This window comes from Paraburkholderia phenazinium (assembly GCF_900100735.1).
GTDB classification, from domain to species: Bacteria; Pseudomonadota; Gammaproteobacteria; order Burkholderiales; family Burkholderiaceae; genus Paraburkholderia; species Paraburkholderia phenazinia.
In genome coordinates, this window is the sequence record NZ_FNCJ01000007.1 from 96,641 (window position 1) to 115,936 (window position 19,296).

Annotated in this window: 38 protein-coding genes and 1 pseudogene; 33 read left to right on the forward strand and 6 right to left on the reverse strand. The window is 58.2% G+C overall.

What is annotated here, in order from left to right; genetic code table 11:
* From BLQ92_RS40680 to BLQ92_RS17550, 31 genes and pseudogenes are all read left to right on the forward strand, one after another.
* A pseudogene (locus BLQ92_RS40680) lies at positions 1–288 on the forward strand (DUF7666 domain-containing protein); the annotation flags it as partial.
* A 3-nt stretch (positions 289–291) separates the two neighbouring features.
* A complete protein-coding gene (locus tag BLQ92_RS40035) occupies positions 292–432 on the forward strand; it encodes a hypothetical protein (RefSeq protein ID WP_176860767.1) in 141 nt (46 codons plus the stop codon).
* Positions 433–673: 241 nt separating this feature from the next.
* Positions 674–1,006, forward strand: coding sequence for a hypothetical protein (locus BLQ92_RS17405; RefSeq protein WP_090685777.1), 333 nt, complete (start codon positions 674–676; stop codon positions 1,004–1,006).
* A gap of 1 nt (position 1,007) precedes the next feature.
* Positions 1,008–1,355, forward strand: a complete 348-nt coding sequence (locus BLQ92_RS17410) for a hypothetical protein (RefSeq protein ID WP_090685778.1) — start codon at positions 1,008–1,010, stop codon at positions 1,353–1,355.
* Positions 1,352–1,582: an acyl carrier protein gene (locus BLQ92_RS17415; RefSeq protein ID WP_090685779.1), complete on the forward strand. Its 231-nt coding sequence runs from the start codon at positions 1,352–1,354 to the stop codon at positions 1,580–1,582. Before BLQ92_RS17410 ends, BLQ92_RS17415 begins: the two co-directional genes overlap by 4 nt.
* A gap of 281 nt (positions 1,583–1,863) precedes the next feature.
* The gene (locus tag BLQ92_RS17420; RefSeq protein WP_090685780.1) at positions 1,864–2,049 is read left to right on the forward strand and encodes a hypothetical protein; all 186 of its coding nucleotides are present in this window, start codon (positions 1,864–1,866) and stop codon (positions 2,047–2,049) included.
* On the forward strand, positions 2,046–2,468 hold the full coding sequence (locus BLQ92_RS17425) for a hypothetical protein (protein ID WP_090685781.1): 423 nt from the start codon (positions 2,046–2,048) through the stop codon (positions 2,466–2,468). Before BLQ92_RS17420 ends, BLQ92_RS17425 begins: the two co-directional genes overlap by 4 nt.
* A gap of 211 nt (positions 2,469–2,679) precedes the next feature.
* The gene (locus BLQ92_RS17430) at positions 2,680–3,075 is read left to right on the forward strand and encodes a hypothetical protein (RefSeq protein WP_090685782.1); all 396 of its coding nucleotides are present in this window, start codon (positions 2,680–2,682) and stop codon (positions 3,073–3,075) included.
* A complete protein-coding gene (locus tag BLQ92_RS17435; RefSeq protein ID WP_090685783.1) occupies positions 3,072–3,269 on the forward strand; it encodes a hypothetical protein in 198 nt (65 codons plus the stop codon). The genes BLQ92_RS17430 and BLQ92_RS17435 overlap by 4 nt, the downstream gene beginning before the upstream one ends.
* 3 nt (positions 3,270–3,272) lie before the next feature.
* Positions 3,273–3,464 carry a hypothetical protein gene (locus BLQ92_RS17440; RefSeq protein ID WP_090685784.1) on the forward strand — a complete coding sequence of 64 codons (192 nt, stop codon included), beginning with the start codon at positions 3,273–3,275 and terminating at the stop codon, positions 3,462–3,464.
* Positions 3,461–4,288 (forward strand): hypothetical protein, encoded by an 828-nt coding sequence (locus BLQ92_RS17445; RefSeq protein ID WP_090685785.1) that lies wholly within the window; start codon positions 3,461–3,463, stop codon positions 4,286–4,288. Before BLQ92_RS17440 ends, BLQ92_RS17445 begins: the two co-directional genes overlap by 4 nt.
* A gap of 181 nt (positions 4,289–4,469) precedes the next feature.
* Entirely contained in the window at positions 4,470–4,757 is a 288-nt protein-coding gene (locus BLQ92_RS17455; RefSeq protein ID WP_090685787.1) for a hypothetical protein, read from the forward strand.
* Positions 4,754–4,936 (forward strand): hypothetical protein, encoded by a 183-nt coding sequence (locus tag BLQ92_RS17460; RefSeq protein WP_090685788.1) that lies wholly within the window; start codon positions 4,754–4,756, stop codon positions 4,934–4,936. Before BLQ92_RS17455 ends, BLQ92_RS17460 begins: the two co-directional genes overlap by 4 nt.
* Positions 4,933–6,093, forward strand: a complete 1,161-nt coding sequence (locus BLQ92_RS17465; protein ID WP_090685789.1) for a hypothetical protein — start codon at positions 4,933–4,935, stop codon at positions 6,091–6,093. The genes BLQ92_RS17460 and BLQ92_RS17465 overlap by 4 nt, the downstream gene beginning before the upstream one ends.
* Before the next feature lie 49 nt (positions 6,094–6,142).
* On the forward strand, positions 6,143–6,652 hold the full coding sequence (locus BLQ92_RS17470; RefSeq protein ID WP_090685790.1) for a hypothetical protein: 510 nt from the start codon (positions 6,143–6,145) through the stop codon (positions 6,650–6,652).
* 28 nt (positions 6,653–6,680) lie between these two features.
* Positions 6,681–7,274 carry a hypothetical protein gene (locus tag BLQ92_RS17475; RefSeq protein ID WP_143016621.1) on the forward strand — a complete coding sequence of 198 codons (594 nt, stop codon included), beginning with the start codon at positions 6,681–6,683 and terminating at the stop codon, positions 7,272–7,274.
* Positions 7,275–7,353: 79 nt separating this feature from the next.
* Entirely contained in the window at positions 7,354–7,638 is a 285-nt protein-coding gene (locus BLQ92_RS17480) for a hypothetical protein (protein WP_090685792.1), read from the forward strand.
* Between the two features lie 58 nt (positions 7,639–7,696).
* Positions 7,697–8,020 (forward strand): hypothetical protein, encoded by a 324-nt coding sequence (locus tag BLQ92_RS17485; RefSeq protein ID WP_090685793.1) that lies wholly within the window; start codon positions 7,697–7,699, stop codon positions 8,018–8,020.
* Positions 8,017–8,331 (forward strand): hypothetical protein, encoded by a 315-nt coding sequence (locus tag BLQ92_RS17490; protein ID WP_090685794.1) that lies wholly within the window; start codon positions 8,017–8,019, stop codon positions 8,329–8,331. The genes BLQ92_RS17485 and BLQ92_RS17490 overlap by 4 nt, the downstream gene beginning before the upstream one ends.
* Complete coding sequence (locus BLQ92_RS40040; RefSeq protein ID WP_176860768.1) at positions 8,328–9,737, forward strand: HNH endonuclease signature motif containing protein; 1,410 nt, start codon at positions 8,328–8,330, stop codon at positions 9,735–9,737. Before BLQ92_RS17490 ends, BLQ92_RS40040 begins: the two co-directional genes overlap by 4 nt.
* Complete coding sequence (locus BLQ92_RS17500; protein WP_090685795.1) at positions 9,734–9,973, forward strand: hypothetical protein; 240 nt, start codon at positions 9,734–9,736, stop codon at positions 9,971–9,973. Before BLQ92_RS40040 ends, BLQ92_RS17500 begins: the two co-directional genes overlap by 4 nt.
* Positions 9,970–10,269, forward strand: a complete 300-nt coding sequence (locus BLQ92_RS17505) for a hypothetical protein (protein WP_143016622.1) — start codon at positions 9,970–9,972, stop codon at positions 10,267–10,269. The genes BLQ92_RS17500 and BLQ92_RS17505 overlap by 4 nt, the downstream gene beginning before the upstream one ends.
* Positions 10,266–10,547, forward strand: coding sequence for a hypothetical protein (locus BLQ92_RS17510; protein ID WP_090685797.1), 282 nt, complete (start codon positions 10,266–10,268; stop codon positions 10,545–10,547). The genes BLQ92_RS17505 and BLQ92_RS17510 overlap by 4 nt, the downstream gene beginning before the upstream one ends.
* The gene (locus BLQ92_RS17515; RefSeq protein WP_090685798.1) at positions 10,544–10,828 is read left to right on the forward strand and encodes an RNA-binding protein; all 285 of its coding nucleotides are present in this window, start codon (positions 10,544–10,546) and stop codon (positions 10,826–10,828) included. Before BLQ92_RS17510 ends, BLQ92_RS17515 begins: the two co-directional genes overlap by 4 nt.
* A complete protein-coding gene (locus BLQ92_RS17520; RefSeq protein ID WP_090685799.1) occupies positions 10,829–11,128 on the forward strand; it encodes a hypothetical protein in 300 nt (99 codons plus the stop codon).
* The gene (locus tag BLQ92_RS17525) at positions 11,125–11,400 is read left to right on the forward strand and encodes a hypothetical protein (RefSeq protein WP_090685800.1); all 276 of its coding nucleotides are present in this window, start codon (positions 11,125–11,127) and stop codon (positions 11,398–11,400) included. Before BLQ92_RS17520 ends, BLQ92_RS17525 begins: the two co-directional genes overlap by 4 nt.
* Positions 11,397–11,645 (forward strand): hypothetical protein, encoded by a 249-nt coding sequence (locus tag BLQ92_RS17530; protein ID WP_090685801.1) that lies wholly within the window; start codon positions 11,397–11,399, stop codon positions 11,643–11,645. Before BLQ92_RS17525 ends, BLQ92_RS17530 begins: the two co-directional genes overlap by 4 nt.
* Positions 11,642–11,944, forward strand: a complete 303-nt coding sequence (locus BLQ92_RS17535; RefSeq protein WP_090685802.1) for a hypothetical protein — start codon at positions 11,642–11,644, stop codon at positions 11,942–11,944. The genes BLQ92_RS17530 and BLQ92_RS17535 overlap by 4 nt, the downstream gene beginning before the upstream one ends.
* On the forward strand, positions 11,926–12,171 hold the full coding sequence (locus tag BLQ92_RS17540) for a hypothetical protein (RefSeq protein ID WP_090685803.1): 246 nt from the start codon (positions 11,926–11,928) through the stop codon (positions 12,169–12,171). Before BLQ92_RS17535 ends, BLQ92_RS17540 begins: the two co-directional genes overlap by 19 nt.
* Before the next feature lie 72 nt (positions 12,172–12,243).
* Positions 12,244–12,456: a DUF4224 domain-containing protein gene (locus BLQ92_RS17545; RefSeq protein WP_090685804.1), complete on the forward strand. Its 213-nt coding sequence runs from the start codon at positions 12,244–12,246 to the stop codon at positions 12,454–12,456.
* Positions 12,457–12,491: 35 nt separating this feature from the next.
* Complete coding sequence (locus BLQ92_RS17550) at positions 12,492–13,511, forward strand: tyrosine-type recombinase/integrase (RefSeq protein ID WP_244896658.1); 1,020 nt, start codon at positions 12,492–12,494, stop codon at positions 13,509–13,511.
* 339 nt (positions 13,512–13,850) lie between these two features.
* On the opposite strand, the gene BLQ92_RS17555 is transcribed toward BLQ92_RS17550, so the two are convergent.
* Genes BLQ92_RS17555 through BLQ92_RS17565 form a run of 3 tightly spaced genes read right to left on the reverse strand, consistent with a single transcriptional unit; the run spans position 13,851 to position 15,848 of the window.
* Positions 13,851–14,282, reverse strand: a complete 432-nt coding sequence (locus BLQ92_RS17555) for a hypothetical protein (RefSeq protein WP_090685806.1) — start codon at positions 14,280–14,282, stop codon at positions 13,851–13,853.
* Between the two features lie 40 nt (positions 14,283–14,322).
* Entirely contained in the window at positions 14,323–15,546 is a 1,224-nt protein-coding gene (locus BLQ92_RS17560) for a type II toxin-antitoxin system HipA family toxin (RefSeq protein ID WP_090685807.1), read from the reverse strand.
* 2 nt (positions 15,547–15,548) lie between these two features.
* Positions 15,549–15,848 (reverse strand): helix-turn-helix domain-containing protein, encoded by a 300-nt coding sequence (locus BLQ92_RS17565; protein ID WP_175772954.1) that lies wholly within the window; start codon positions 15,846–15,848, stop codon positions 15,549–15,551.
* 392 nt (positions 15,849–16,240) lie between these two features.
* On the opposite strand from BLQ92_RS17565, the gene BLQ92_RS17570 reads away from it, so the two are divergent.
* The gene (locus BLQ92_RS17570; RefSeq protein ID WP_090685808.1) at positions 16,241–16,828 is read left to right on the forward strand and encodes a hypothetical protein; all 588 of its coding nucleotides are present in this window, start codon (positions 16,241–16,243) and stop codon (positions 16,826–16,828) included.
* 116 nt (positions 16,829–16,944) lie between these two features.
* Here BLQ92_RS17570 and BLQ92_RS17575 read toward each other — a convergent pair whose 3' ends face one another.
* A complete protein-coding gene (locus BLQ92_RS17575; RefSeq protein WP_090685809.1) occupies positions 16,945–17,568 on the reverse strand; it encodes a hypothetical protein in 624 nt (207 codons plus the stop codon).
* A gap of 192 nt (positions 17,569–17,760) precedes the next feature.
* Positions 17,761–17,979: a hypothetical protein gene (locus tag BLQ92_RS39435; RefSeq protein WP_143016623.1), complete on the reverse strand. Its 219-nt coding sequence runs from the start codon at positions 17,977–17,979 to the stop codon at positions 17,761–17,763.
* Positions 17,980–18,121: 142 nt separating this feature from the next.
* Between BLQ92_RS39435 and BLQ92_RS17580 the strand changes: the two genes are divergently transcribed.
* On the forward strand, positions 18,122–18,424 hold the full coding sequence (locus BLQ92_RS17580; RefSeq protein ID WP_090685810.1) for a DUF4148 domain-containing protein: 303 nt from the start codon (positions 18,122–18,124) through the stop codon (positions 18,422–18,424).
* A gap of 65 nt (positions 18,425–18,489) precedes the next feature.
* On the opposite strand, the gene BLQ92_RS17585 is transcribed toward BLQ92_RS17580, so the two are convergent.
* Complete coding sequence (locus tag BLQ92_RS17585) at positions 18,490–19,194, reverse strand: alpha/beta fold hydrolase (RefSeq protein ID WP_208449398.1); 705 nt, start codon at positions 19,192–19,194, stop codon at positions 18,490–18,492.
* Positions 19,195–19,296: the final 102 nt, after the last annotated feature.

A 19,296-nucleotide genomic window follows, 5' to 3' on the forward strand; every position in this document is an offset into this window, starting at 1 on the left:
GGTGCTGCCACGGCCAGCGGCGACAGCGGTGCTGCCACGGCCAGCGGCGACAGCGGTGCTGCCACGGCAGAAGGCAAGCATTCCGTCGCGACCGCCTCTGGTTTTCACGGGAAGGCTCGAGGCGTCGAAGGTGCTGCGCTGTTCCTCGTCTACCGCGACGAAACATATGCCGACGACACACACGGCCGAATCCTTCACGCCAAGGCTGCAATCGTCGGACAGGCCGGAATCAAGGAGATGGTTTTTTACGCGCTGAATGCTAGCGGCGAAATTGTTGAAGCGGAGTAAATCATGTTCTACACCGAGTTCGGCTTTCGGACGTACCGCGTCCGTACATCGCATTACATTTTGCGGTTCGTGAATCACTACGACGAGTATGTCAACTCGGTCCTGGTGCGCAGCGCGGACTACAGCCAGATCTGTTTGCAGTGAGGACGACATGGATCAGAAAGAGCGAGACGCGTGGAACGCACGACCGATGGTCGTCACTGTGAAAGAGCATTGTCTGGAATGCAAAACACTGCAGGGGACGGTAGAGCCGCGCGAATACGCATCGTACTGGCCCACTGTTTCCTTGAAATTGACGAGTTGCGCCCCTTGTTTCGAGATCGCCAAACAAAAGGCGATTACCGAGGCCAAGGCTGAGAGTAGTGCTTATTGCTGAGGAGGTGAAATGAGCCCATTCGAAGAAGCGCTTAGCCACGCCGCCCAGCAATCGATTCTGAAGGTTGTCATGGACGGTCGCTGGATCGAGCCTGACTATGCGAACCGCTTCAAGATTCCCGCCGATCTAATTCGGGACATCTACGGCCTGGTCGACCGCGAAGCGTTAAAGGTGGCGATCGGCAAGCGTCTCGAAGAAGAACTCGCGGACCGGATCGTCAATGCGCTGGCCGCTGAAATTGCAACTGACATCAAGCAGATCCTGTCGGTCAAGGAGCGCCGCGAGGAAATCCGCGAAGTCGCACGGAAACATCTGCAGCACATCGCCAAAGAGGGGGTCTGACATGTCCAAATTCGAACTCGCCCTAGCTATCTGGGCATTCCTTGCGGTATTTGCTGTCGTATTCAACCACGGCGGTCATCGCCGGAAAATTGAGGGGGAGCAAATGCCGCATTTCACTGATGAACAACTGGCCGAACTTGAAACGGCGTTCGGTATCAAGCGCCAGGACTCGTTGCCTGTACGCGATGGTCGAGTGACGCGTGAATCGATGGTCTGGTGGCGCGCGTTGACTGGCCCGGAATGTGTGCGCGCCGACAGCGGGACGCATTGGCACAACATCAGCCAGTTTCCGCATGTGTATCAGATCACCAAGCCGATCTACAAAATTCAGTACACGGATGAATCATGATCCTTGCCGACCAGCTCCGCTCAATCGTCGCCGAACAACTCTGCATGTCTCCCGCCGAGATAGCCGACCACGATTCCCTGTCGCAGAAACACAAGATGGACAGCCTGGATCGCGTCGAGATCGGCCTGACAGTGGAGCATGTCCTGAAGGTCGAACTGGATGATGACGTGATGTTTCGGTTCGATACGATTGCCGCGCTGATTGAGGCGGTCGAAGTGGCGGCTTGAAGAATTGACGGGTTGCGGTCGCGCATCCCTTAACCGGTGGCCTGGTAATCAGGGCAATCCGGGGCCTTGAGCCCCGCGAGAAATACGGGTGCAACAGTTGGGCGACCGCGTGGTCCACGTCACGGACCGCCCTGACGAGTGCGTTCGCGTAGTCGCCAGGGCCAAAGCGGATTCTATCCGTTGATCCCGCAGCCGTTATTGCGCACCCGGGCGTAGGCGGGAAGTGCGCGGGTGAGGATGGTGTAGCGAGTAAGTCCTGACTAAATTTCGGAGTACACATCATGGGTAAGAGAAACAACGAACTGCTCTGGGAGCAATTCCAGCCCGCACCCGAGCCGGACGAGGAAAACTCCGGCGTCGCACTGTGGGACGACGACGCATGGGGAAACCGGAACGAGGCTGATACCCATCAGAAACGCCTGCAAGCCGAGGCTGCTGGAGTGGGGATAGGGGAGTGGTACGCATGAGCGCGCACGGAATCGAAGAGGGCGACGTGTGCGGTCGTGACGGGTGCGCAGGGCGAATCGAGTTCACGAAGCCCGATAACTGCTCTTGTCACCTTTCGGCGCCGTGTAGCGCCTGCACCAGAACCTATCTGCACTGTCCAGATTGTGACTGGGAGGCAGAACAGTACGTCATCAATGATTACTTGGTGACGGAGAATGTCAAGACGAATGTCTATGAGGATTGGAAGCCACGCCCACTGGACCCATCGAAACTCGACTGGCACAGCAAGCCGCATTCGAGCGCGTCGATGATTAAAGAGGGTGTTTATCCGCCTCACATGACTCACGCCGAGGTTGAGGAAAAGGTGCGCGGCACATTTGGCGGCCGATTCGAATATTTCGGCGACGGCAGATTCAAGTACGTCGCTTACACGGATTGAGGCCGACCATGCCAAGACCCTTCTTTCTCCGCCGCCCCTCCTCCCGCATCGCCCGCCAGATAAGCGGCGAAGAGCGGGAGCCTATAAGCGGTGCTCGCGGCGACGTATTTGCCGGTGCGCTAATTCTTCTCTGCTGCGTCGGCGTAGGTTCCGCAGTCTTAATCCTGGTGCTTGGTGCGCCGCTTCTAAATCTGGTTTGCTGGGGTGTGAGATGAGCAATCTAACTGATGAACAGGTCTCGGGCCTTCCGCAACTTCCCGAGCCGTTGGAAATCGACTGGCCGGAGCTGCATTCGCAAGGGCTCGGTTGCGGAGTCGAGGATCGGAACATTACGAACCGGTATGAAGCCGCTGAATATGGCTGGCAGCACGGCGTAGACCAAGCCATCGAGCGCGTTCCTGAAGACATTTTCACTACCGACCAGATGCGCGAGTACGCCCGCACCGCTCTCGAATCCGTGAGCAACGCGCTCTACAGTCACCTGATGGGCGGCACATTCGATATCGGCGAAGCGTATCTGAATCTGAAGTGCGTCGGCTCATGCCCGAGCAAGGATGACTTTCTGGCTGCGCTGCTGGCACTTGCTGCTGAAAAGGAGCCGACATGACCACCTGGACCATCGTCGACGACGACCGCGAAGGCGTCGTGACACACATCAGCGACGCCGGGCACACGGCCCTCGCCACCGAACAACGCGCAGACACCAACGCCAGGAATCACCAGGTCACTGCTGCAGTCATTGGCGGTCTGATCGTCGGCGCGATTTTGATTGAAGCGGTAAGACTGACTTTTGGAGGGTAGGCCATGTTTCGCACACCACATAAGAACGAAGACTTGCGCCACGTTGCGACTTCGCTTGAGCCGAGCGAGCGCCTCGCCGCGGTCAACGAGAACAAGCGGCTGCAGGCTATCCGGGCGCTGGGAAATCGCTGGTTGCTGGCGAAGGACTATGACGGCCACTATCAGCCGGAATTGCATGCGCGAGGCGCGCGATGAGCGAACTCAAACAGATGCAGTCTGGCGACGAGGTTTTTGATATTCGGGGCCGAGCCGCCAGCTACGTCGCGCTCACGCTGGACGGCCATGTCGTGCAGCCCATCTATACACGCGGCGATGAGGGCGACGAATACTACGGCGCGCCGGAAGTCTGGCGCGAGGTGTTCAGCACCCCACCCGTGGAGAAGCTGCACGGAGAGATTGCGGCGATGCAAAGCCGTCTCGCTACCGAGCGGGCATCGCTCGATGCCGTTCGCAAGACGCGCGGTGACGAAGACCGCGAATACGCTGCGCGCGCAGCCGAGCGCAAGCGCTTCACCCAGCTACAGACCCTTGACGACTTCATTGCAGGGAAGATCACGCATTTCTTCGTGGTCGAAGGCTATGCCGAACGCATGTCGATACAGACGTTCGAGCAATTCATGAAGCCCAAAGACAACGATGGATTCAGCTACGACCGGAAGATGCGGCTGCTGTCGCTATTCGGTGGGTCGAATGGCGATCTTGCCTGGTATGTCGATCGGTATTCGGACGGCTCTGGCGGCAGTAGCGGTCGTTGTTTCCCTGCTATTTCATACGAAGACGCGCTGGCCCACGCCGCACAGTGGATCAACGGGCGAGTCGCTGAAATCCGCAAACAGGAGAAAAAGTATCAGGCGCTTGACCTTGCTAACTCCGCCGAGAAACTCGGACTCGCTGTGCCAGATGACATTGCTGGTTGGGCCAAAGGCTTCGCGGACGAGCGCCATCAAGCCAGCCTCAAGGAGGCGCGCAAACAGTTTGATGCGGCCAAGGCCAAGCTTCAGGAATTGGAGGCATCGTGACCATGCTTGTTGACTGTGACCCCGACCCGGTTGAAGAGGCCGCCTACGGCTATTGCCGGCGTTGCGAGTGCGAAGTTCCGATTGAAGAGCGGGACTTCGGGATTGGCCGCGACGAGGCTTATGGCCGTCCGATCGTTCACGTGGATATGCAGTGGTGTTGCTGTGAGTGTGGAGACCAACTATGAGCGACTACACACGACTGACCACCAGCGCCGAAGTCTATGCAGTGATTATGGCGCGCCACCGTGACCAGATGGTTGCCTTCGCGACGTTCAGTGATCCCGATGGCACATTCAACGGTGGACCGGGAATCCGGGGCCGCATGGATACCACCTGGGGCATCGCCGGTTGTGACTATCCGATCCTCGAAATCAATACGTACTGGGACATTGACCCAACGCAACCACATAAGCGGGTCAACCAGACGCATTCGTATTTTCTGCTGATGGCGGAGAAGGACGAGACGTGAACGAAATATCCGCCTATCGCGTCGCCCAGGCCGTCAGTGCGATGAAGGCCATTGATGAAGCGTGGAATGCGAATCCGAATGGCGCGATGCGCTCTAGTCTCATAACGGATCTGGCAATAGCGCGAATAGATTTTGAGTCGACCTTGCTGCTTTTGAAATTAACTGTGGAGGAAGTGTGACAACCGAACTGACATTGCCCGAACGCGCCGCCCTGGCGCTAGGCACGGCAAAGCATGAAAAGGAGCTGATCGAACTGGCCGAGCAATCGAGGTCGATCACCGAGATCAAGAACAAGGATGCGCGCGAGCAGTGTCACAGCACGGCCATGGTCCTGAAGACCCGGCGCACCAGCATTCGAAAGGCTGGCAAGGATGCGCGCGACGACGCGACAAAGTTCTCTAAAGCCGTGATCGCGGAAGAGGACCGGCTAGTTGCTCTCATCGAACCGGACGAAACACGGTTGATCGCCTTGCGCGACGCGTGGGACGACGAGCGCGAGGCAGAGCGACAAGCCAAGCTAGCCGCCGAGAAAGCCCGTGTCGATGCCATCCGCCGAAAGATTGACGAGATCAAGGCTTGCCCCGCTGAATCTGTCGGCCACCCCTCCGCTAGCCTGGCCGCAGTCATCGAACTGATGGAGCGGCACGAAGTCACGCTTGAGGAATTCGCGGAATTCGCTGGCGAAGCGGAGATGGCAAAGGTTGCTGCGCTGGCGAGGCTTGGTGAAATGCTGACGGCACAGCAGGCACACGAAGCCGAACAGGCCCGCATCGCCGCCGAACGCGCCCAACTCGCCAAAGAACGCGAAGAAGCCGCCGAACGCGAACGTCAGGCCGCCGCCGAACGCCAACGGATTGCCGACGAAGAACGGATTGCCCGAGCCAAGGCACACGCCGCGATGCTGGCAGAGCAGCAGGCGCACGAAGCGCGACTCCGGGCCGAACGTGAAGCGGCAGAAGCTGAATTGCGCAAGCAGCGAGAGGCCGAAGAGGCGCGACTCGCAGAGCAACGTGCGGAACTGGCCCGTCAGCAGGCTGCGATTGACGCAGCCAACGCGGAACGCGAGAGAGTCGAGCGGGAGGCTAGGGAGGCGGCAGAGGCCGAAGCCCGAGCCGAAGCCCAGCGCATCGCAGATGAACAGGCCGCCGAGGAAGCGGCAGCCGAGGCTGAGCGCCAGCGTCGCGAGCGGGTCCAGTTTGAATTGAACGGTCCGGGCGATGTGGAAATCGTTACCACCTTGGCGCTCGAATATGCCACCAACACGACTGTCGTTGTCGGCTGGCTCGAAAAATTCAATGCGGCGGCGTTTAAGTCGCCGACCGAAAAAGCCGCTTAACCGTTTCACTTAGACCCTGTCGGATTACGGCCAAAAGGAGTGCCGTTATATGGACAAGCCACAAACCAAAACCCATTGGAAACGCCTCGTCAACCCGGATTACATCGGCGCCTATGCGCTGAACCCGGACGAGGATTTGACTGTCACGATTGATTATGTTCGCCGTGAGGAAGTTGTCGGGGCGGGCGGTAAGAAAGAGGAATGCACCGTCGCGCACCTGGTCGGGCATAAGCCACTGATTCTGAACGCGACTAACTCAAAGTCGATCCACAAGCTCTATGGGCCGTACATCGAGGAATGGGCGGGCAAGCAGATCACGCTATTTGCAAGCACGGCAAAACTGGCTGGCGATGTGGTCGAGTGCCTGCGGATTCGCCCGAATGTAGCCAGGCAAACGAAGCCCAAGATCATGCCGGATCGCCTTAAGAAGGCAATCGCATCGATTGTGGCAGGGCAGTACACCACCGAGAAGTTGCGCGCCCAGTTCGACCTGACGGATGCGCAAGAGAAGGAAGTCGAGGAAGCAGTCAAGAAAGCCGTGGAGGGCAGCAATGTTTAGGATCCGGTGTTCATCGCTCAGCAAGATCATGACCGAACCGAAAAGCAAGGATGAAGTCCTGTCAGTCGGAGCCAAGACGTACATCGAAGACCTTGCCAAGGAATTCGTCTACAACTTCCAGCGCATCGTCAGCAGCAAGGAAATGGAGAAGGGCACTATCGTCGAAGATCAATCGATTGCGCTTCTGAACGAGGTTCTGTTCACGAACTTTGTGAAGAACACGGAGCGCAAGACAAACGACTGGATCACTGGCGAGTGCGACATTTTTAGCGGCGTAAAGATTCACGATATCAAGTCGCCGTGGTCGCTCGCCACTTTCCCGGCAACGGTGTTCGCCGGCCGCGACAAGGATTACGAGTGGCAATTACGCGGCTACATGATGCTGTGGGACTGCGACCAGTCGGAAATCGATTACTGCATGGTCAACACGCCCGATGAACTGATCCGGTTCGAAGACGTGTCGATGCACTACGTCGATCACATTGACCCGACTTTGCGCGTTACGCGTGTCCCGTATGCGCGTGACAAATCGCTCGAAGACAAGATCAAGACGAAAGTCGATGCCGCGCGAGTCTATTTCGACAATATCTGCGCGCAGATCGCAATCGAGCACGCCGCCTGAAGTTTCACCGCCGCCACCTCTCTGCTAGGCGAAAGCGGGTCCAGAGTTTAAAGGGTGGCGGCACCTAATTGAGGTTCATATGAACAAAGAACAGATTTACGACGAACAGATTTCCCCGCTGATGACCCAGATCATCGCTATCTGCCGCGCGCACAAGATCGCGCACGTCGCATGCTTCGCGATCCCGACCGAAGATGATCCGGATCTTCGTTGCTCAACCGCTCAACTGACCTCCGACTTCGAGCCGCCCGAAGAATTCCTTCAGGCATGGAAGCATCTTCGACCGGCCAGCAGATCGTCGACGATGATGCTGCGCACCGAGAGCGGCGACGGCAACGTGACACTAACTACGATTGTCGAGTAAAGACCAACAGCGCCCCCGGCGCGGCAAGGGGCTGCGGCCCCGCTTTTCGAGATATGTGATGAGCGAAAAATTGAGCGACCATGAAATCGACAAAGTTTGGAACAGCCTTGACGGTCAAGCGATCATCAAGGGCCTGTCGCACAACCGTTGGAACGCAGCATTGCGCCGGGCATTCGCCAGAGCCCTTCAAGTCAAATTGCCAGCAGTCGAAAGCGATGCGCGCGAGTTGCTTCGCGAAGCCGCTGATCTGATCGAGTACGCCACCTACCACGATGGGCGTTACGACCAGATGGCGGGCGTGAACTGGCAGAGTGAGGCGCAAAAGCTGGTGCAGCGCATGGCCGTTGCGCTGGATCGCCAACCCTACGAGAGCCTGAAATGAGCGAAGAAACCAAGATCATCAACGCACCCGAGCGTATATGGCTTCAGGTCGGCGATGACTTTGAACCTGGCGCCGTCGACTTCAGCCAGTTGAGCGAGGTCACTTGGTGCGAAGAAATTCAGAACCCACTCGATATTGAATACGTGCGCGTCTCAGCCGAAGTTCCCTTCGTGGACTCGTACGGCTTCGAGGTTCTGCTGGGCGATCGCATGTACATCGACAACAGCATGCAATATCGCAACGGCACTACGGTACTCACCATCAAGCGCAAACCCCGCGAGATCGCAGCCGCTCCTACGGAGTCGAAATGACTGACGACCAAATCAAGCGCATCTACTTGGAATCGACCGGATTCGACCTTGACGAGAGCGATGCTGCATTGCTTGACTTCGCACGCACATTGCTCGCCACCCAAGCCATTGTGGGAGACGTGGTGCCTCACTGGCACGGCTACAATGCTCAACCGTCTGATGCTCAAGTCACGCTGACAACTACCATTGCGGGAGAGGGCGACGGGCGGCAGTTGCTGGAAGGTCTTGCGATGAGGCTGGAGTCGGGCCGATTTTTTAATGGCGTCGCCCAACCCAATGCGGACATCTATGCGCAAGCAATCCGTGCCGCTCTCGCACAGAAGGCTGTACCAACAGCGGGAGAGTTTCCGTATCAACGTACGTTCAACGCTATTGCAGCGGCGACCAAAATCGAGGGCGGCCACATCGCTATCTCGGTACGAGCGTTCTGCGAGACCTTTGGCAACGATCCCGCTCCAATAGCGTCAGCCTCGGAGGCGTTCCAGTCGCGCGTGCAACCATGGATGCTCGCGTGCTTCGGTGCCGAGATCGCAGCCGACAAGATGGAACGCAATCACAGGTTTTTCGAGGAATCGACCGAGACCGTACAGGCTAACGGCATGACGCGCAGTGAAGCGCATCAGTTGGTTGATTACGTCTACGACAGGCCGGTGGGCGAGTTGCATCAAGAGGTCGGCGGCGTCATGGTGACGTTGGCCGCGCTATGTCTCGCGAGCGGAATTGATATGCACGAGGCAGGCGAAGTAGAACTTGCGCGCGTGTGGACGAAGATCGAGAAGATCCGTGCCAAGCAAGCCGCCAAGCCCAAGCACTCACCATTGCCCGAGCACACCCATCCCGCAGCAGCGCAACCAGCGAGGGCGGAAGTGCTGGAGAACAAGCAGGAGCCGAAAGATGAAGCCAATGCTAACTTCCCCGGTTATTTCGTGACCGAGGCTGGAGAAATTTTCGGGCCGCGCGGCCAGATTAAGGGACATCCATCACCGAAAGGGTATTTGCGCGTCGATTTGCGCGACGGCGAGATCAAGAAAACCATGACGATACACAAAATCGTTCTGGAAACTTTCGTTGGCCCACGCCCTACCGGTCTTCAGGCTAGACATAAGAACGGCAAGAAGTTGGAAAACAACTTGGGAAATCTGTGCTGGGGAACGGCCACGGAGAACTATGAAGACAAGCGCCTGCATGGAACGCATCAGGTTGGTGAGCGCCATGGAGCTTCAAAGCTGACCGCGCGTGATGTGTTGATGATTCGCGAAGCATTCGCCAATCGTAACGGCCACGATTGGGGTGCAGCAAGATTTGCAAAACAGTTCGGTGTTCACCGGACAACAATCAGCGATGTGGCGCGCAGAGAAACTTGGTCAGACCCGACGGCGATTCGCGATCTTAAGGACAAACCATGAGCAAATACGAAAAACTCGACGATCTTATCGTGGCGTCACTTGGCGATCTCCCAAAGACGTTCGGCGTCATTCACACTGGCGAGGTCGCGAGCGAGTGTGAGCGGATTGCGAAAGAGGAGGGCACGAGACGATCGCCATTCGGTGTCGAGTCATTCCGAATCTGTGACCGCCGCCTTCAGGCGTTGCGCAAGGCTGGGCGGATCGTTTCAACGACTAGGGGATGGGTGTTGTCATGACAGCAGATCAGATCAAGGCTCTGGCGGCGATTCTGCGCGAGGATGCTCGCTGGGTTGGGAAGCAGTATAGCTCGCATATAGAGGATCGAATTGAAAATGCCGCTGACGCCCTCGAAGCCCTCTCGCTAGAAAACCAGCGGTTGAGGGTAGATGCGGAACGGTATCGCATGATCCGAAACCGGAGTGACTACTGGCGGCAGCATGGCCGTCAGGCTGTAATGCTGGGGATGTTTGAAGAATTCCTGGACGCCGTTATCGACGCCGCCCGGTCGCAGAGTGAGGAGGGTAAGCAATGACGAACGACGATATTAAGGCTTTAGTCCGACAGTTGCAGGAATGCAGTTGGGCCAGAGCAACAATTAGCCCAAAACTTAAACCTCAATGGACTGGGGATGATGCTCCAGAAAGAGCCGCCGACGCTCTCACTACCCTCCTGGCGCAACTCGAAATCGCCACGCAAGAGCTAAAGAACATCGCGAACGCCGATACCATCGAATGGGACGATCCGACCCAGTATGAGGCTTGGGCCAAGAGTCGGGCGCGGTGGGCGCTGGGGAAGGTGGATAAGCCATGACCGAACTCCCATCCCTAATCCTGCCCCTCAAGCGCCTGTACTTCGACCAGATCAAGAGCGGCGAGAAGGTCGAGGAATACCGCCTCTGCACGCCATACTGGCGCAAACGTCTGGAGCATCGCCACTATGGGCGGATTGTGCTCACCCTTGGTTATCCAAAAGCCGACGACCATGAACGCCGGATCGTGAAACCGTGGCGCGGCTACGTTGAACGAACAATCAAGCATCCGCACTTTGGGCCGCATCCGGTGCGCGTGTTTGCTATTCATGTGGGAGCATAAATGACACTCTACGCCGTATTCATGCCCGGTTCGGGCGAGCGATTTGCCGCTCCCACCGAGTGGTGGGCCGAACGTCTTGCCGACAAGCTCACCGCGCATTTCGCCGAGATCAAGAAACAGCGCGGCGACAACTACCCGTCAGTGCTCGCCGAGGTTGTCATCTGGCCGGAACGCTTCGCCGCGCTTCACGCCGAGGAACTGGCTAGGGATTGGGCCGAGCACGCCAAGTTCATCGGGCCGGTCGAACCCGAACCAGAGCGCGATACCCGGACGATTGATATGTTTTCGGAGGCTAAGTGACTAACCGGGAAGCATTCGAAGCGGCCATGACGAAGTTGGCCGAACAGCCGGAAGATGCATTTGAGAAGCCGTATCCGGATGATGACGTGAACGCTCATTGGGCGGTCTGGAGGGCCGCCGAGGCATCTGCGATTGAACGGTGTCTGAAGATCGTCGAAACCTACGAGGTCAGCGTCGGCAATAGCGCTGCTGGCGAGATCGCATGCGAAATGACGATGGCTAACTTGCGCGAGATCCGGGATGAGATGCGGGGACTGAGGGGGTCGACATGACCAACAACGAAATCACCGCGATCTGGGAAAGCATACCAGGCAAGTTCATGGTGGATTTTGGTTATCAGCAGTTCGCTCACAGGCTGCTTGAAGCGGTCGAGATACGGACGTCCGATATCAAACCGCTGGCGGCTGAACTCCGCTGGTGCCTCGCCAACGCACCGGGCCCGCGCACTGAGGCTGCATTACAGTGGGCGCTTGATACGCTCGAAGAGATGGAACAGACAACTGAGGAGCAGACGTGAGCAAGAAAACCAATGTCGCGCACGAGAACGTGAGCAAGCTTGCGTCGCTCGGAATCGCCGCGATGGAGTATGAGGCAGCCAGACGTTCAGCCTACGTAGAGCTTAAGGCTGTTCGCGATGCTCGCAAAGAGTGGAACATCGAAAATGGTCACGAAGAAGATTTGCCGCCCGAGGCGAAGCAGCAGTATTCGGTGGCAGCCAAACGCCGGAAGAACGCGCGCGAACGCCTGCAACGAATGATCTCGCGCTATCGGGATTGGCTGGAAGGAGTGAATACATCATGGAACGCCGCGAAGTAATCGACCTGTTCGGCGAAGTGCCGAAGCATCAGCAACGCCAGCCCAAGCTAGTCCGCATGCATGTAGTCGAAACGGGCGATGACTGCGGCTACTATCCGGTCGGCGTACCGGCTGCTGTGCGATTCGCCTGCCGCCAATGCAGCGAGGTAACGGACTGGATGTTCGTGATGGCGACGACTGCGAAACGCGGCATTCCATGCCCGAAATGCAATGGAGAAAAATCATGACTCTCGCCACCGGCAAGCGCATTAGTGCAAGAGAGGCGGTCCTGGGTGTGGGGTATTGGAAGGGGAGGGGAAATGGATTCGATGTTTCTGACCGAAAATGAACTTGCCGAGCTGACCGGTAAGCGCCGCCACAACGCCCAGGTGAAAGTCCTGCGCGGCATGGGCGTCGAGCATAAGATACGCCCAGACGGCTCTATCGTCGTCCTGCGCGCCCACGCCGAACGGATCTTGGGTGAGCGCGCGCCGAAGTCTAAAATCAAAGCCTGGGAACCTGCTTTCCACTGACCATGCCACGCGCCAAAAACAAGGAAAACCTGGGTTTGCCGAAGCGCTGGACGAACGTCCACGGGGCCTACTATTACCAGGTGCCGAAGGGGCTCGAGTCGGCGTGGGATGGGAAGAAGAAATTCCGGCTCGGGAAGACGCTGCCAGAGGCCTACAAGGTGTGGGCCGACAGGATTGGACGAACTGACAATGTGCGGGCGGTGGGCGACCTTCTGGACCGTTACGCGCTCGAAGTCATTCCCGGCAAGGCGCCATCCACGCAGACGCAGAACACGGCCAGCCTGAAGAATATTCGGACATTTTTCGGCACCGCTCCACTGTCCGAAGTGAAGCCGATGCACATTTACAAGTATCTGGACTGGCGGCCGGCAAAGACGTCGGGAAAGCGCGAGATCGAGATTCTGTCGCACGCATTCACGAAGGCGGTGGAGTGGGGCTATATCGAGAAACACCCGTTCGCCTGGCAGTTGCGGATCGAGTCCGACGCCCCGCGAACCCGTTATGTGGAGGATTGGGAGATTGTCGAGTGCCTGTCGATCGATTCGAAGCGCAAGAAGGGAAGCATCCTCGCCGTCCAGTCGTATATCCGGGTCAAGTTGCTGACGGGGATGCGCCGCGGCGATCTGCTGCGCCTGAGCATGTCTGATCTACAGGACGATGGCATCCACCTGACGCCGAACAAGACGAAGAAGTCTACCGGCAAGCGCGTCATCATCGGTTGGTCCGAGGAATTGCGGGAAGCGGTCGCCATGGCGAAGGCTGCGCGTCCGGTGATGATCGGCCCGTTTCTGTTCTGTAATCGCTCTGGTGAGTGCTACATCGACGAGGCGACGGGTAGGGCTGGAGGGTGGGAGTCTTTGTGGCGCGGATTCATGGCGCGTGTCCTGAAAGAGACCAAGGTGACAGAGCGGTTCACGGAGCACGATCTACGCGCGAAATGCGCGAGCGACGCCGAGACACTGGCGCATGCCCAGGCACTCATGACGCACGCGGACAGCCGGATCACCGATCGGATTTACCGCCGGAAACCGGAGATAGTGAAGCCGCTCAGATAGGGCGGGAAGTGGGCTATTCGAGGGGTGACGTAGTAAACGAATCAACGTGTTACGACGCATGATTGTGTGGCACAATAACCCACGTTGAAAGGCTGATAGCCTTGTTTGGCAAGGCGAAGAGATTAAAGAACGTACCGGTTAATAACCTATCCGGGGTTCGAATCCCCGTCTCTCCGCCAGAATTACCTTCCATGCGTTTTCAAGCAAACCCGCCAAGCCAAGCTGTATAGGGCTTCGCGGCGATCCAGTACCTCCACCAGCATTCAGTAAAAGTCTTAATCCCGCAATTTCCCGGGCACCTTTTGACGCCGGTACCGGTCATTCGATCTACGTGCGTAATCAGTGATATGTCGTCGTCGAGGATTGCAGCTTCGTCAGCGCACCTTGCTTGAATCGAAACCAGCCTTGCGCGCCTTGCATCACGACTTCATCGTTTTGCCAGAACACGCGCTTGACCGTCATGCGCGTGCTCAAGCGCTCCACCAGTGGCGGATGGTGGCGAAAGTCGTATAGCACCGGGCCGGAATCGGTCTGCACGAGCGTGCGCGCGACGGTGTCACTTGCATTGCCGATGTCATCGAAATGCGTAAGCGTGTTCGCGCCGAAGCGATCGAAAATTTTATTGTCGATCATTGCCACGAAACCGCTATCGACGCGCTCAAATTGCAGTTCGCCTGAGCGCGTAACGAGCGGACCGGATGCATTGCTTTGCGCATGAACGCAAGTCGCGAAAGAGGTGGCTGCGATCGCAGCGAGGAGCAGTCGTTTCATGTTGCCTTTCAGATTTTCTTGAGTAATCCATCTTCATCGCTCACAGCATGCGCAAGCGGTTCGCCTCTATCTTGCCCGCGATCAGGCTCACCGTCGCACGCCGAACAGGAAATCCCCGCGCGTGATCCCGAAACCGCCCAGCCACTTCCGCAGTGCGTTCAATGACCGCCTCCGCGGCGCGGGCCGGTAGCCCCGTCAGGCTGGCAAGCTGCAACAGATGCTGACGCGCCGGCGCGCGGCTTTCGCCGCACACGTCCATTTGATGTTCACCACCCGGGCCTTCGTTGAAAGTCAGGTCATAAGCCGGGGAGAATTGCCACTGGCCCTGCGCCGACAGAAGGAAAGAGAAGTTTTTGGTGTGATCGTCCCGGTTGTTGAAGATCACGTTGAACACGCAGCGCTCAAAAGCCCGCAACACTTCACGTTCATCGCGCGTCATGAAGCGCGTCAGTTTCAGAAGCGAACCATAGTCGACGGATGGATAGCGGAAGTTGGCGTTCAGTGCGCCGGCAGCGGTGTGCATCGGCACGCGCTGAGCGCCGAACCGGTCGAAGCGCTCGATGCCGAATGCCGAAAGACGGGATCCAAGGTCGAAGTACCTTGTTGCCGGCACCGGAATCTCAGACGCCTGTGCAAGCACGGCATAGAGCGCCTCGACTGCGCACACTTCCTTGTGCTCGTGCTGGGCCGGAAACTTGACCAGCCAGGGCGTGCCGGCACTCTGTTCCGAGTTCGACATCCGGCCAGTCTGCGGCTCGAAGTTGACCAGCACTTTAGGCCGGGCACCGTGTGGCGAGCCACCCATCAGGACGAGTTCGCGCAGCAACGCGGCACTGCCGTCCGTCATCACTTCGCGGATCTCCTGCGCAAGCTCGATAAGTTGCACGTCGGAAGGTTGCAGAACATCGCCTTGAGCCGGCTCGAAAGCAAGGGCGCCCATTGCCTTCTCGCCGATGAAGGCAAGACGGTCGAGCGGGGACATCCGCGCAGGCTCCCAGCCCCGCTGCCGAAACAGCCGGTCCATCAGTAGCATGCCCCAGCCGTCGGGCAGGGCATCGGAAACGAACCCTGGCAAGCGAAGCTGGTGGTCCGGGAAGCCCTCGTAGGCCGGCTGACGCAATGCCAGGTGCAAGGGAGAAAGCTCGAGACCGCGTTGCAGTGCTTCGGCGGAGTACTCGAATAGCAGGTTGGTCCCGTCGTCCCCGAGCTTGCCCAGCTCGAAACGCTCGCCCCAGCCGCGATAGACGACGCTCAGCTTTTTCATCGTCACCTCCGGGAGGCTCGCTCACGTATGTCGTTCGCGTTTTCCATCGCGCGAATGGAGTTCGGTCTGTATTCGAATAGAGGCGAGAGCGAGCCGGCCAGCCCAAGCGCCATGGCTACCCGGAGAAGGCTCTCGAGCGTTGCCTTCCCGGTACGTTCGAGGTTGCGTACCGCGCGCTCGGACACCCCGGCGCGGGCGGCCAGTTCGCTCTGTTGCAGATTCTGGGCGAGACGTTGCGTGCGGAGCCGTTGACCCAGTTCACGCGCAATTTCGTCCGCAGTAGCAAGATCAAACAGCAACATTTTGCCGGTTATCCTGTGAATTTACCAATAAGCATCAATATTTTACCGGTTAATGAATTCGCCAGCAAGTCATCTGGCATTAACCAGCAGATTTGTGCCTTTTAAGCGTGTTTTTCGGGGTCAACAGGCAAAAAAACAACGGTTATTTTCTTCTCTTGAGTTTGTGGGGCTGAGCGCCGGCAGCGCGAACGCATCGGCACACTTCCTCGTCGAAGTCCAGTTTTGCTGCGTTGGCATTTCCCTATGCGGTGACCATGTAAGGGACAGCACGGGGTAGAAAAGTGTTCGAAAGCGGGATAGATTGGTCACCAGAATAGGCGTGTTCCAAAAATCGATAGGAGACGCGCGGGACGTGGCAGTCGAGGCACGCGCGGGATTGAATGGAGCCTGACATGGTGCGCATCGATCTGGCGGTACTCGCGGGCGTTGGGATTCTCGCTCTGGCCTGTCTGGTGGCGTGCGGCATGTACGTCTACCGGTGCAGCGATAGCTACCGTGCCCGGAAGCGGCGAACCAGGGCGCAAAGGAGGGGCGGGCGCACGATCCCGCGCCTTGACGTGTCGTGTTCGCAAGCCGAGGCAACAATCGGCACGCAACTCAGCGATCGCTGCAGAACCTCCCTGTATCGGGTGATGTTCGGCCACGCGGATGACGAAAGCATTGTGTTCCTGATGGCCGCTAGCCGCGACGCCGCACAAAAGGAAGCGACCGAAGCGCTGGCCGCTATCCATTGCATTACGCCCGATGAAGTATGCCTGCATCACCTCGCCTCATTCCGCGAGCTGATTGCCAGCGGCGTCAGCGAGGATGAGGATCTGCGCTTGTTCGAGGTTGCGAGGCACGGTCCGGACGTCAGCCTCTGGGCCGAACATCCGCTTTTCCTCACCGATGACTCTACCTTGCTGGGCAAGTGGGCCGAGTTGTACGCGGACCTTGCGCGGCAGTTGGCCGCCAACGCAATCAGCCGGGCGCGAGCCTGACGAACCCGATACCCGGTGTGGAGTTGACATGCCGGGTTGCAGCGCGGGCGCGCGCCGTACTCATCACGGCGGCGCCACCGCACGCCGTCGACCCCATCGACGGCGCATAGCCAACATCAATGCGTTATGGATACTGTGAACGCGGATTCATAGACGATATGAACATGATCGTGACGCACCAGTGAATTCATCACGCTCACCAGGTCAGGTTGACTCACCTTGATCGAACGAGCCGCACCGGACGCGTCGACAATCGTCAGGAGATCCAGCTTCTTGTTGATCGCGGTGACTTCCACTATCCCGTCATAGGTCCGCACGGCGTGGAAACCGTCTTCGTCTGCCCCGGCCGTGGACTGGGTCACCTTGACGGTGTGGCTCACGCGCGTCAGCCGCGCGCCCTTGTCGCGGGTCAGACCGGTGACGTACGGCTCCAGATAGCTGATTGCGATTTTATCGCCGACGTGGACTCGATCTAATACGTCGGTATGGTCCTTCGCGTTGAGGCTCAACTCCTGACCACCGTCGACCGTCACGACAATGATCGAATTCTTCGTATCGATGAAAGTCACGGCACCGCTTTCGTGGTCAACCGTCTTGTCGCTTTGTGAAGCGGATGCCGGCTCAGAAGCCGTATTGTCTGCGGCAGCACAAACCGAAACCCATGACGACAGGCCCAGCACGACAGCGATTGCTACGTATCGCTTTGCGACGGACGAACGACCATTGGACTGATAAAACATTAGCGCCCCCCTGTATAGGCGCGTTTCCGGCCGACAAAAGACGCAGCATCGAGCCGTCCCGTGCGCGACCCATGAAACGCAAGTTCGAGATGGTAAGTACGTCCTGGTGGCGCCATTGCAGTTTCAGGCCAGAACCTGCCAGCCAGGATGCGGTGTTACGGTACCACATCCGTTTCCACACTATGTAATGTGTCAGCAGGAAACATTACGATGGTCTTCATTCAACTTCCAATCCGGTATATAGATAACCTGAAAGCCTTTTAAATCACCTGATAATTCGCAATCCGACATATTTGCCGAATTTACTTCACTGTCATGGTGGGGCTGAGCATCTTCATGGCCGATCGCCTGTTTGCCTTCTGAGGCTTGCTGTCTGTTGGCGCTGCCGTGCGAGAACCGATATCCCAGCATGAAAAAACCTTCACGCGTTCGAGGCCGGAACGACAAGCGGTCGTACCTATTCTGATAACGCAACTTCGACACCGGCCTGGTGGTTAGCGCAAGACAGGCCGTCTAGCCGAAGCGCGCTATGACAAACTGGAGGAAGACGCTCATGAAGACCCCTTTGAAGTACGCACTGCCCCTTGGGTTGCTGATGGCCAGCGCAGGCGCGCTGGCGTCGGGCCCGCTCACCCCGCACCAGTGCAGCTCCTATCCGTTCAGGCCCACCCACGGCGAGGTGACGCACCGCGACCTGATGCGCGAGCTGAACGAGCTGGAGTCGGTCGGCTACCGGCCGGCGCTCGACAGCTATTCTCCTGACATCACCGATGCGCGGGCGCGGCTGATGGCGAAGTACGCGACGGACTGCAAACCGGACCAGCACGCGGCGGGCGTTCCGCCCTCGAATAGCTGAGTTTTTATGGTGTAGGTAAGGCACGCATTTACCGCGTGGCGAGTAGCGTGCCTTTGCCGATTGCGTCACGCACCTACGTGCACCATCCACTCGGCGATATCGTCGACGACCTTGCCTTCGATACCGTAGTAACCATGCGGCGATAGCGAAGCGCATTGATTCGACGAACCCACAATGCCGCCTTGCACGAAGAGGACGCTCGCTTGGGTATTGCGCATCGACTGCGCGATCGCGTTCGCCATGGAAGGCGGCGCGACCTTGCATTGATCGTCCTTGTTCGCGACCACCAGCGCGGGGATGCGGACGTCCTGCGGATGCGCATCGAAGACCGTCTCATGCGAGCCGCCGAGGATCGACACTGACTCGGTCAGGATCACGCCCGCGAGCTGCGGGCCTTTCGCATGCGCAGCCGCGTTCATCGCCGCGATCGACCCTTGGCTTGTGCCCATCACCCAGACGGGTGCGTTGGCTTGTTCATGCGCGAACTCGACAATCTCGCGTGTCACTTCGGCGTAGGCAGCGGTACTGCGCTTGCCGCGCATCGATTGATGATCGATCGCATCGACTAGCACGACGCCATAGCCCCTGGCGGTCCAGAGATCACGCGAGCGGACGACGAAATTGTCGCCATGTTTGATCTGGCCATCCTTCTCGATGCCAATATCGTCCGCGCCGCCCGGAAACATCACGATCACGCCACGCACCGCCGATGCTGGCGCGTCGTAGAGCACGCGTTGAAACGAGCCGTCCGGCAGCGGCAAGTCGCGCACGAGCACGCCTGCCTGGGATGCAGCGCTGACCGTCTCTACGGCCGCTACTCTATGGTGATGGGGTTCAAATGCAGAAGCAGACGCAGGCGCGCAGGCGATTAT

What these genes read in the sequence shown, in the direction of transcription:
- BLQ92_RS17440 (WP_090685784.1), top strand. Translation starts at nt 3,273, where the DNA reads ATGTTTCGCACACCACATAAGAACGAAGACTTGCGCCACGTTGCGACT.
- BLQ92_RS17435 (WP_090685783.1), top strand. Translation starts at nt 3,072, where the DNA reads ATGACCACCTGGACCATCGTCGACGACGACCGCGAAGGCGTCGTGACA.
- BLQ92_RS17410 (WP_090685778.1), top strand. Translation starts at nt 1,008, where the DNA reads ATGTCCAAATTCGAACTCGCCCTAGCTATCTGGGCATTCCTTGCGGTA.
- BLQ92_RS17475 (WP_143016621.1), top strand. Translation starts at nt 6,681, where the DNA reads ATGACCGAACCGAAAAGCAAGGATGAAGTCCTGTCAGTCGGAGCCAAG.
- BLQ92_RS17545 (WP_090685804.1), top strand. Translation starts at nt 12,244, where the DNA reads ATGGATTCGATGTTTCTGACCGAAAATGAACTTGCCGAGCTGACCGGT.
- BLQ92_RS40040 (WP_176860768.1), top strand. Translation starts at nt 8,328, where the DNA reads ATGACTGACGACCAAATCAAGCGCATCTACTTGGAATCGACCGGATTC.
- BLQ92_RS17420 (WP_090685780.1), top strand. Translation starts at nt 1,864, where the DNA reads ATGGGTAAGAGAAACAACGAACTGCTCTGGGAGCAATTCCAGCCCGCA.
- BLQ92_RS40035 (WP_176860767.1), top strand. Translation starts at nt 292, where the DNA reads ATGTTCTACACCGAGTTCGGCTTTCGGACGTACCGCGTCCGTACATCG.
- BLQ92_RS17490 (WP_090685794.1), top strand. Translation starts at nt 8,017, where the DNA reads ATGAGCGAAGAAACCAAGATCATCAACGCACCCGAGCGTATATGGCTT.
- BLQ92_RS17455 (WP_090685787.1), top strand. Translation starts at nt 4,470, where the DNA reads ATGAGCGACTACACACGACTGACCACCAGCGCCGAAGTCTATGCAGTG.
- BLQ92_RS17530 (WP_090685801.1), top strand. Translation starts at nt 11,397, where the DNA reads ATGACCAACAACGAAATCACCGCGATCTGGGAAAGCATACCAGGCAAG.
- BLQ92_RS17520 (WP_090685799.1), top strand. Translation starts at nt 10,829, where the DNA reads ATGACACTCTACGCCGTATTCATGCCCGGTTCGGGCGAGCGATTTGCC.
- BLQ92_RS17500 (WP_090685795.1), top strand. Translation starts at nt 9,734, where the DNA reads ATGAGCAAATACGAAAAACTCGACGATCTTATCGTGGCGTCACTTGGC.
- BLQ92_RS17510 (WP_090685797.1), top strand. Translation starts at nt 10,266, where the DNA reads ATGACGAACGACGATATTAAGGCTTTAGTCCGACAGTTGCAGGAATGC.
- BLQ92_RS17470 (WP_090685790.1), top strand. Translation starts at nt 6,143, where the DNA reads ATGGACAAGCCACAAACCAAAACCCATTGGAAACGCCTCGTCAACCCG.
- BLQ92_RS17555 (WP_090685806.1), bottom strand. Translation starts at nt 14,282, where the DNA reads ATGAAACGACTGCTCCTCGCTGCGATCGCAGCCACCTCTTTCGCGACT.
- BLQ92_RS17425 (WP_090685781.1), top strand. Translation starts at nt 2,046, where the DNA reads ATGAGCGCGCACGGAATCGAAGAGGGCGACGTGTGCGGTCGTGACGGG.
- BLQ92_RS17570 (WP_090685808.1), top strand. Translation starts at nt 16,241, where the DNA reads ATGGTGCGCATCGATCTGGCGGTACTCGCGGGCGTTGGGATTCTCGCT.
- BLQ92_RS17515 (WP_090685798.1), top strand. Translation starts at nt 10,544, where the DNA reads ATGACCGAACTCCCATCCCTAATCCTGCCCCTCAAGCGCCTGTACTTC.
- BLQ92_RS17430 (WP_090685782.1), top strand. Translation starts at nt 2,680, where the DNA reads ATGAGCAATCTAACTGATGAACAGGTCTCGGGCCTTCCGCAACTTCCC.
- BLQ92_RS17480 (WP_090685792.1), top strand. Translation starts at nt 7,354, where the DNA reads ATGAACAAAGAACAGATTTACGACGAACAGATTTCCCCGCTGATGACC.
- BLQ92_RS17575 (WP_090685809.1), bottom strand. Translation starts at nt 17,568, where the DNA reads ATGTTTTATCAGTCCAATGGTCGTTCGTCCGTCGCAAAGCGATACGTA.
- BLQ92_RS17505 (WP_143016622.1), top strand. Translation starts at nt 9,970, where the DNA reads ATGACAGCAGATCAGATCAAGGCTCTGGCGGCGATTCTGCGCGAGGAT.
- BLQ92_RS17405 (WP_090685777.1), top strand. Translation starts at nt 674, where the DNA reads ATGAGCCCATTCGAAGAAGCGCTTAGCCACGCCGCCCAGCAATCGATT.
- BLQ92_RS17565 (WP_175772954.1), bottom strand. Translation starts at nt 15,848, where the DNA reads ATGTTGCTGTTTGATCTTGCTACTGCGGACGAAATTGCGCGTGAACTG.
- BLQ92_RS17445 (WP_090685785.1), top strand. Translation starts at nt 3,461, where the DNA reads ATGAGCGAACTCAAACAGATGCAGTCTGGCGACGAGGTTTTTGATATT.
- BLQ92_RS17580 (WP_090685810.1), top strand. Translation starts at nt 18,122, where the DNA reads ATGAAGACCCCTTTGAAGTACGCACTGCCCCTTGGGTTGCTGATGGCC.
- BLQ92_RS17415 (WP_090685779.1), top strand. Translation starts at nt 1,352, where the DNA reads ATGATCCTTGCCGACCAGCTCCGCTCAATCGTCGCCGAACAACTCTGC.
- BLQ92_RS39435 (WP_143016623.1), bottom strand. Translation starts at nt 17,979, where the DNA reads ATGCTGGGATATCGGTTCTCGCACGGCAGCGCCAACAGACAGCAAGCC.
- BLQ92_RS17560 (WP_090685807.1), bottom strand. Translation starts at nt 15,546, where the DNA reads ATGAAAAAGCTGAGCGTCGTCTATCGCGGCTGGGGCGAGCGTTTCGAG.
- BLQ92_RS17485 (WP_090685793.1), top strand. Translation starts at nt 7,697, where the DNA reads ATGAGCGAAAAATTGAGCGACCATGAAATCGACAAAGTTTGGAACAGC.
- BLQ92_RS17540 (WP_090685803.1), top strand. Translation starts at nt 11,926, where the DNA reads ATGGAACGCCGCGAAGTAATCGACCTGTTCGGCGAAGTGCCGAAGCAT.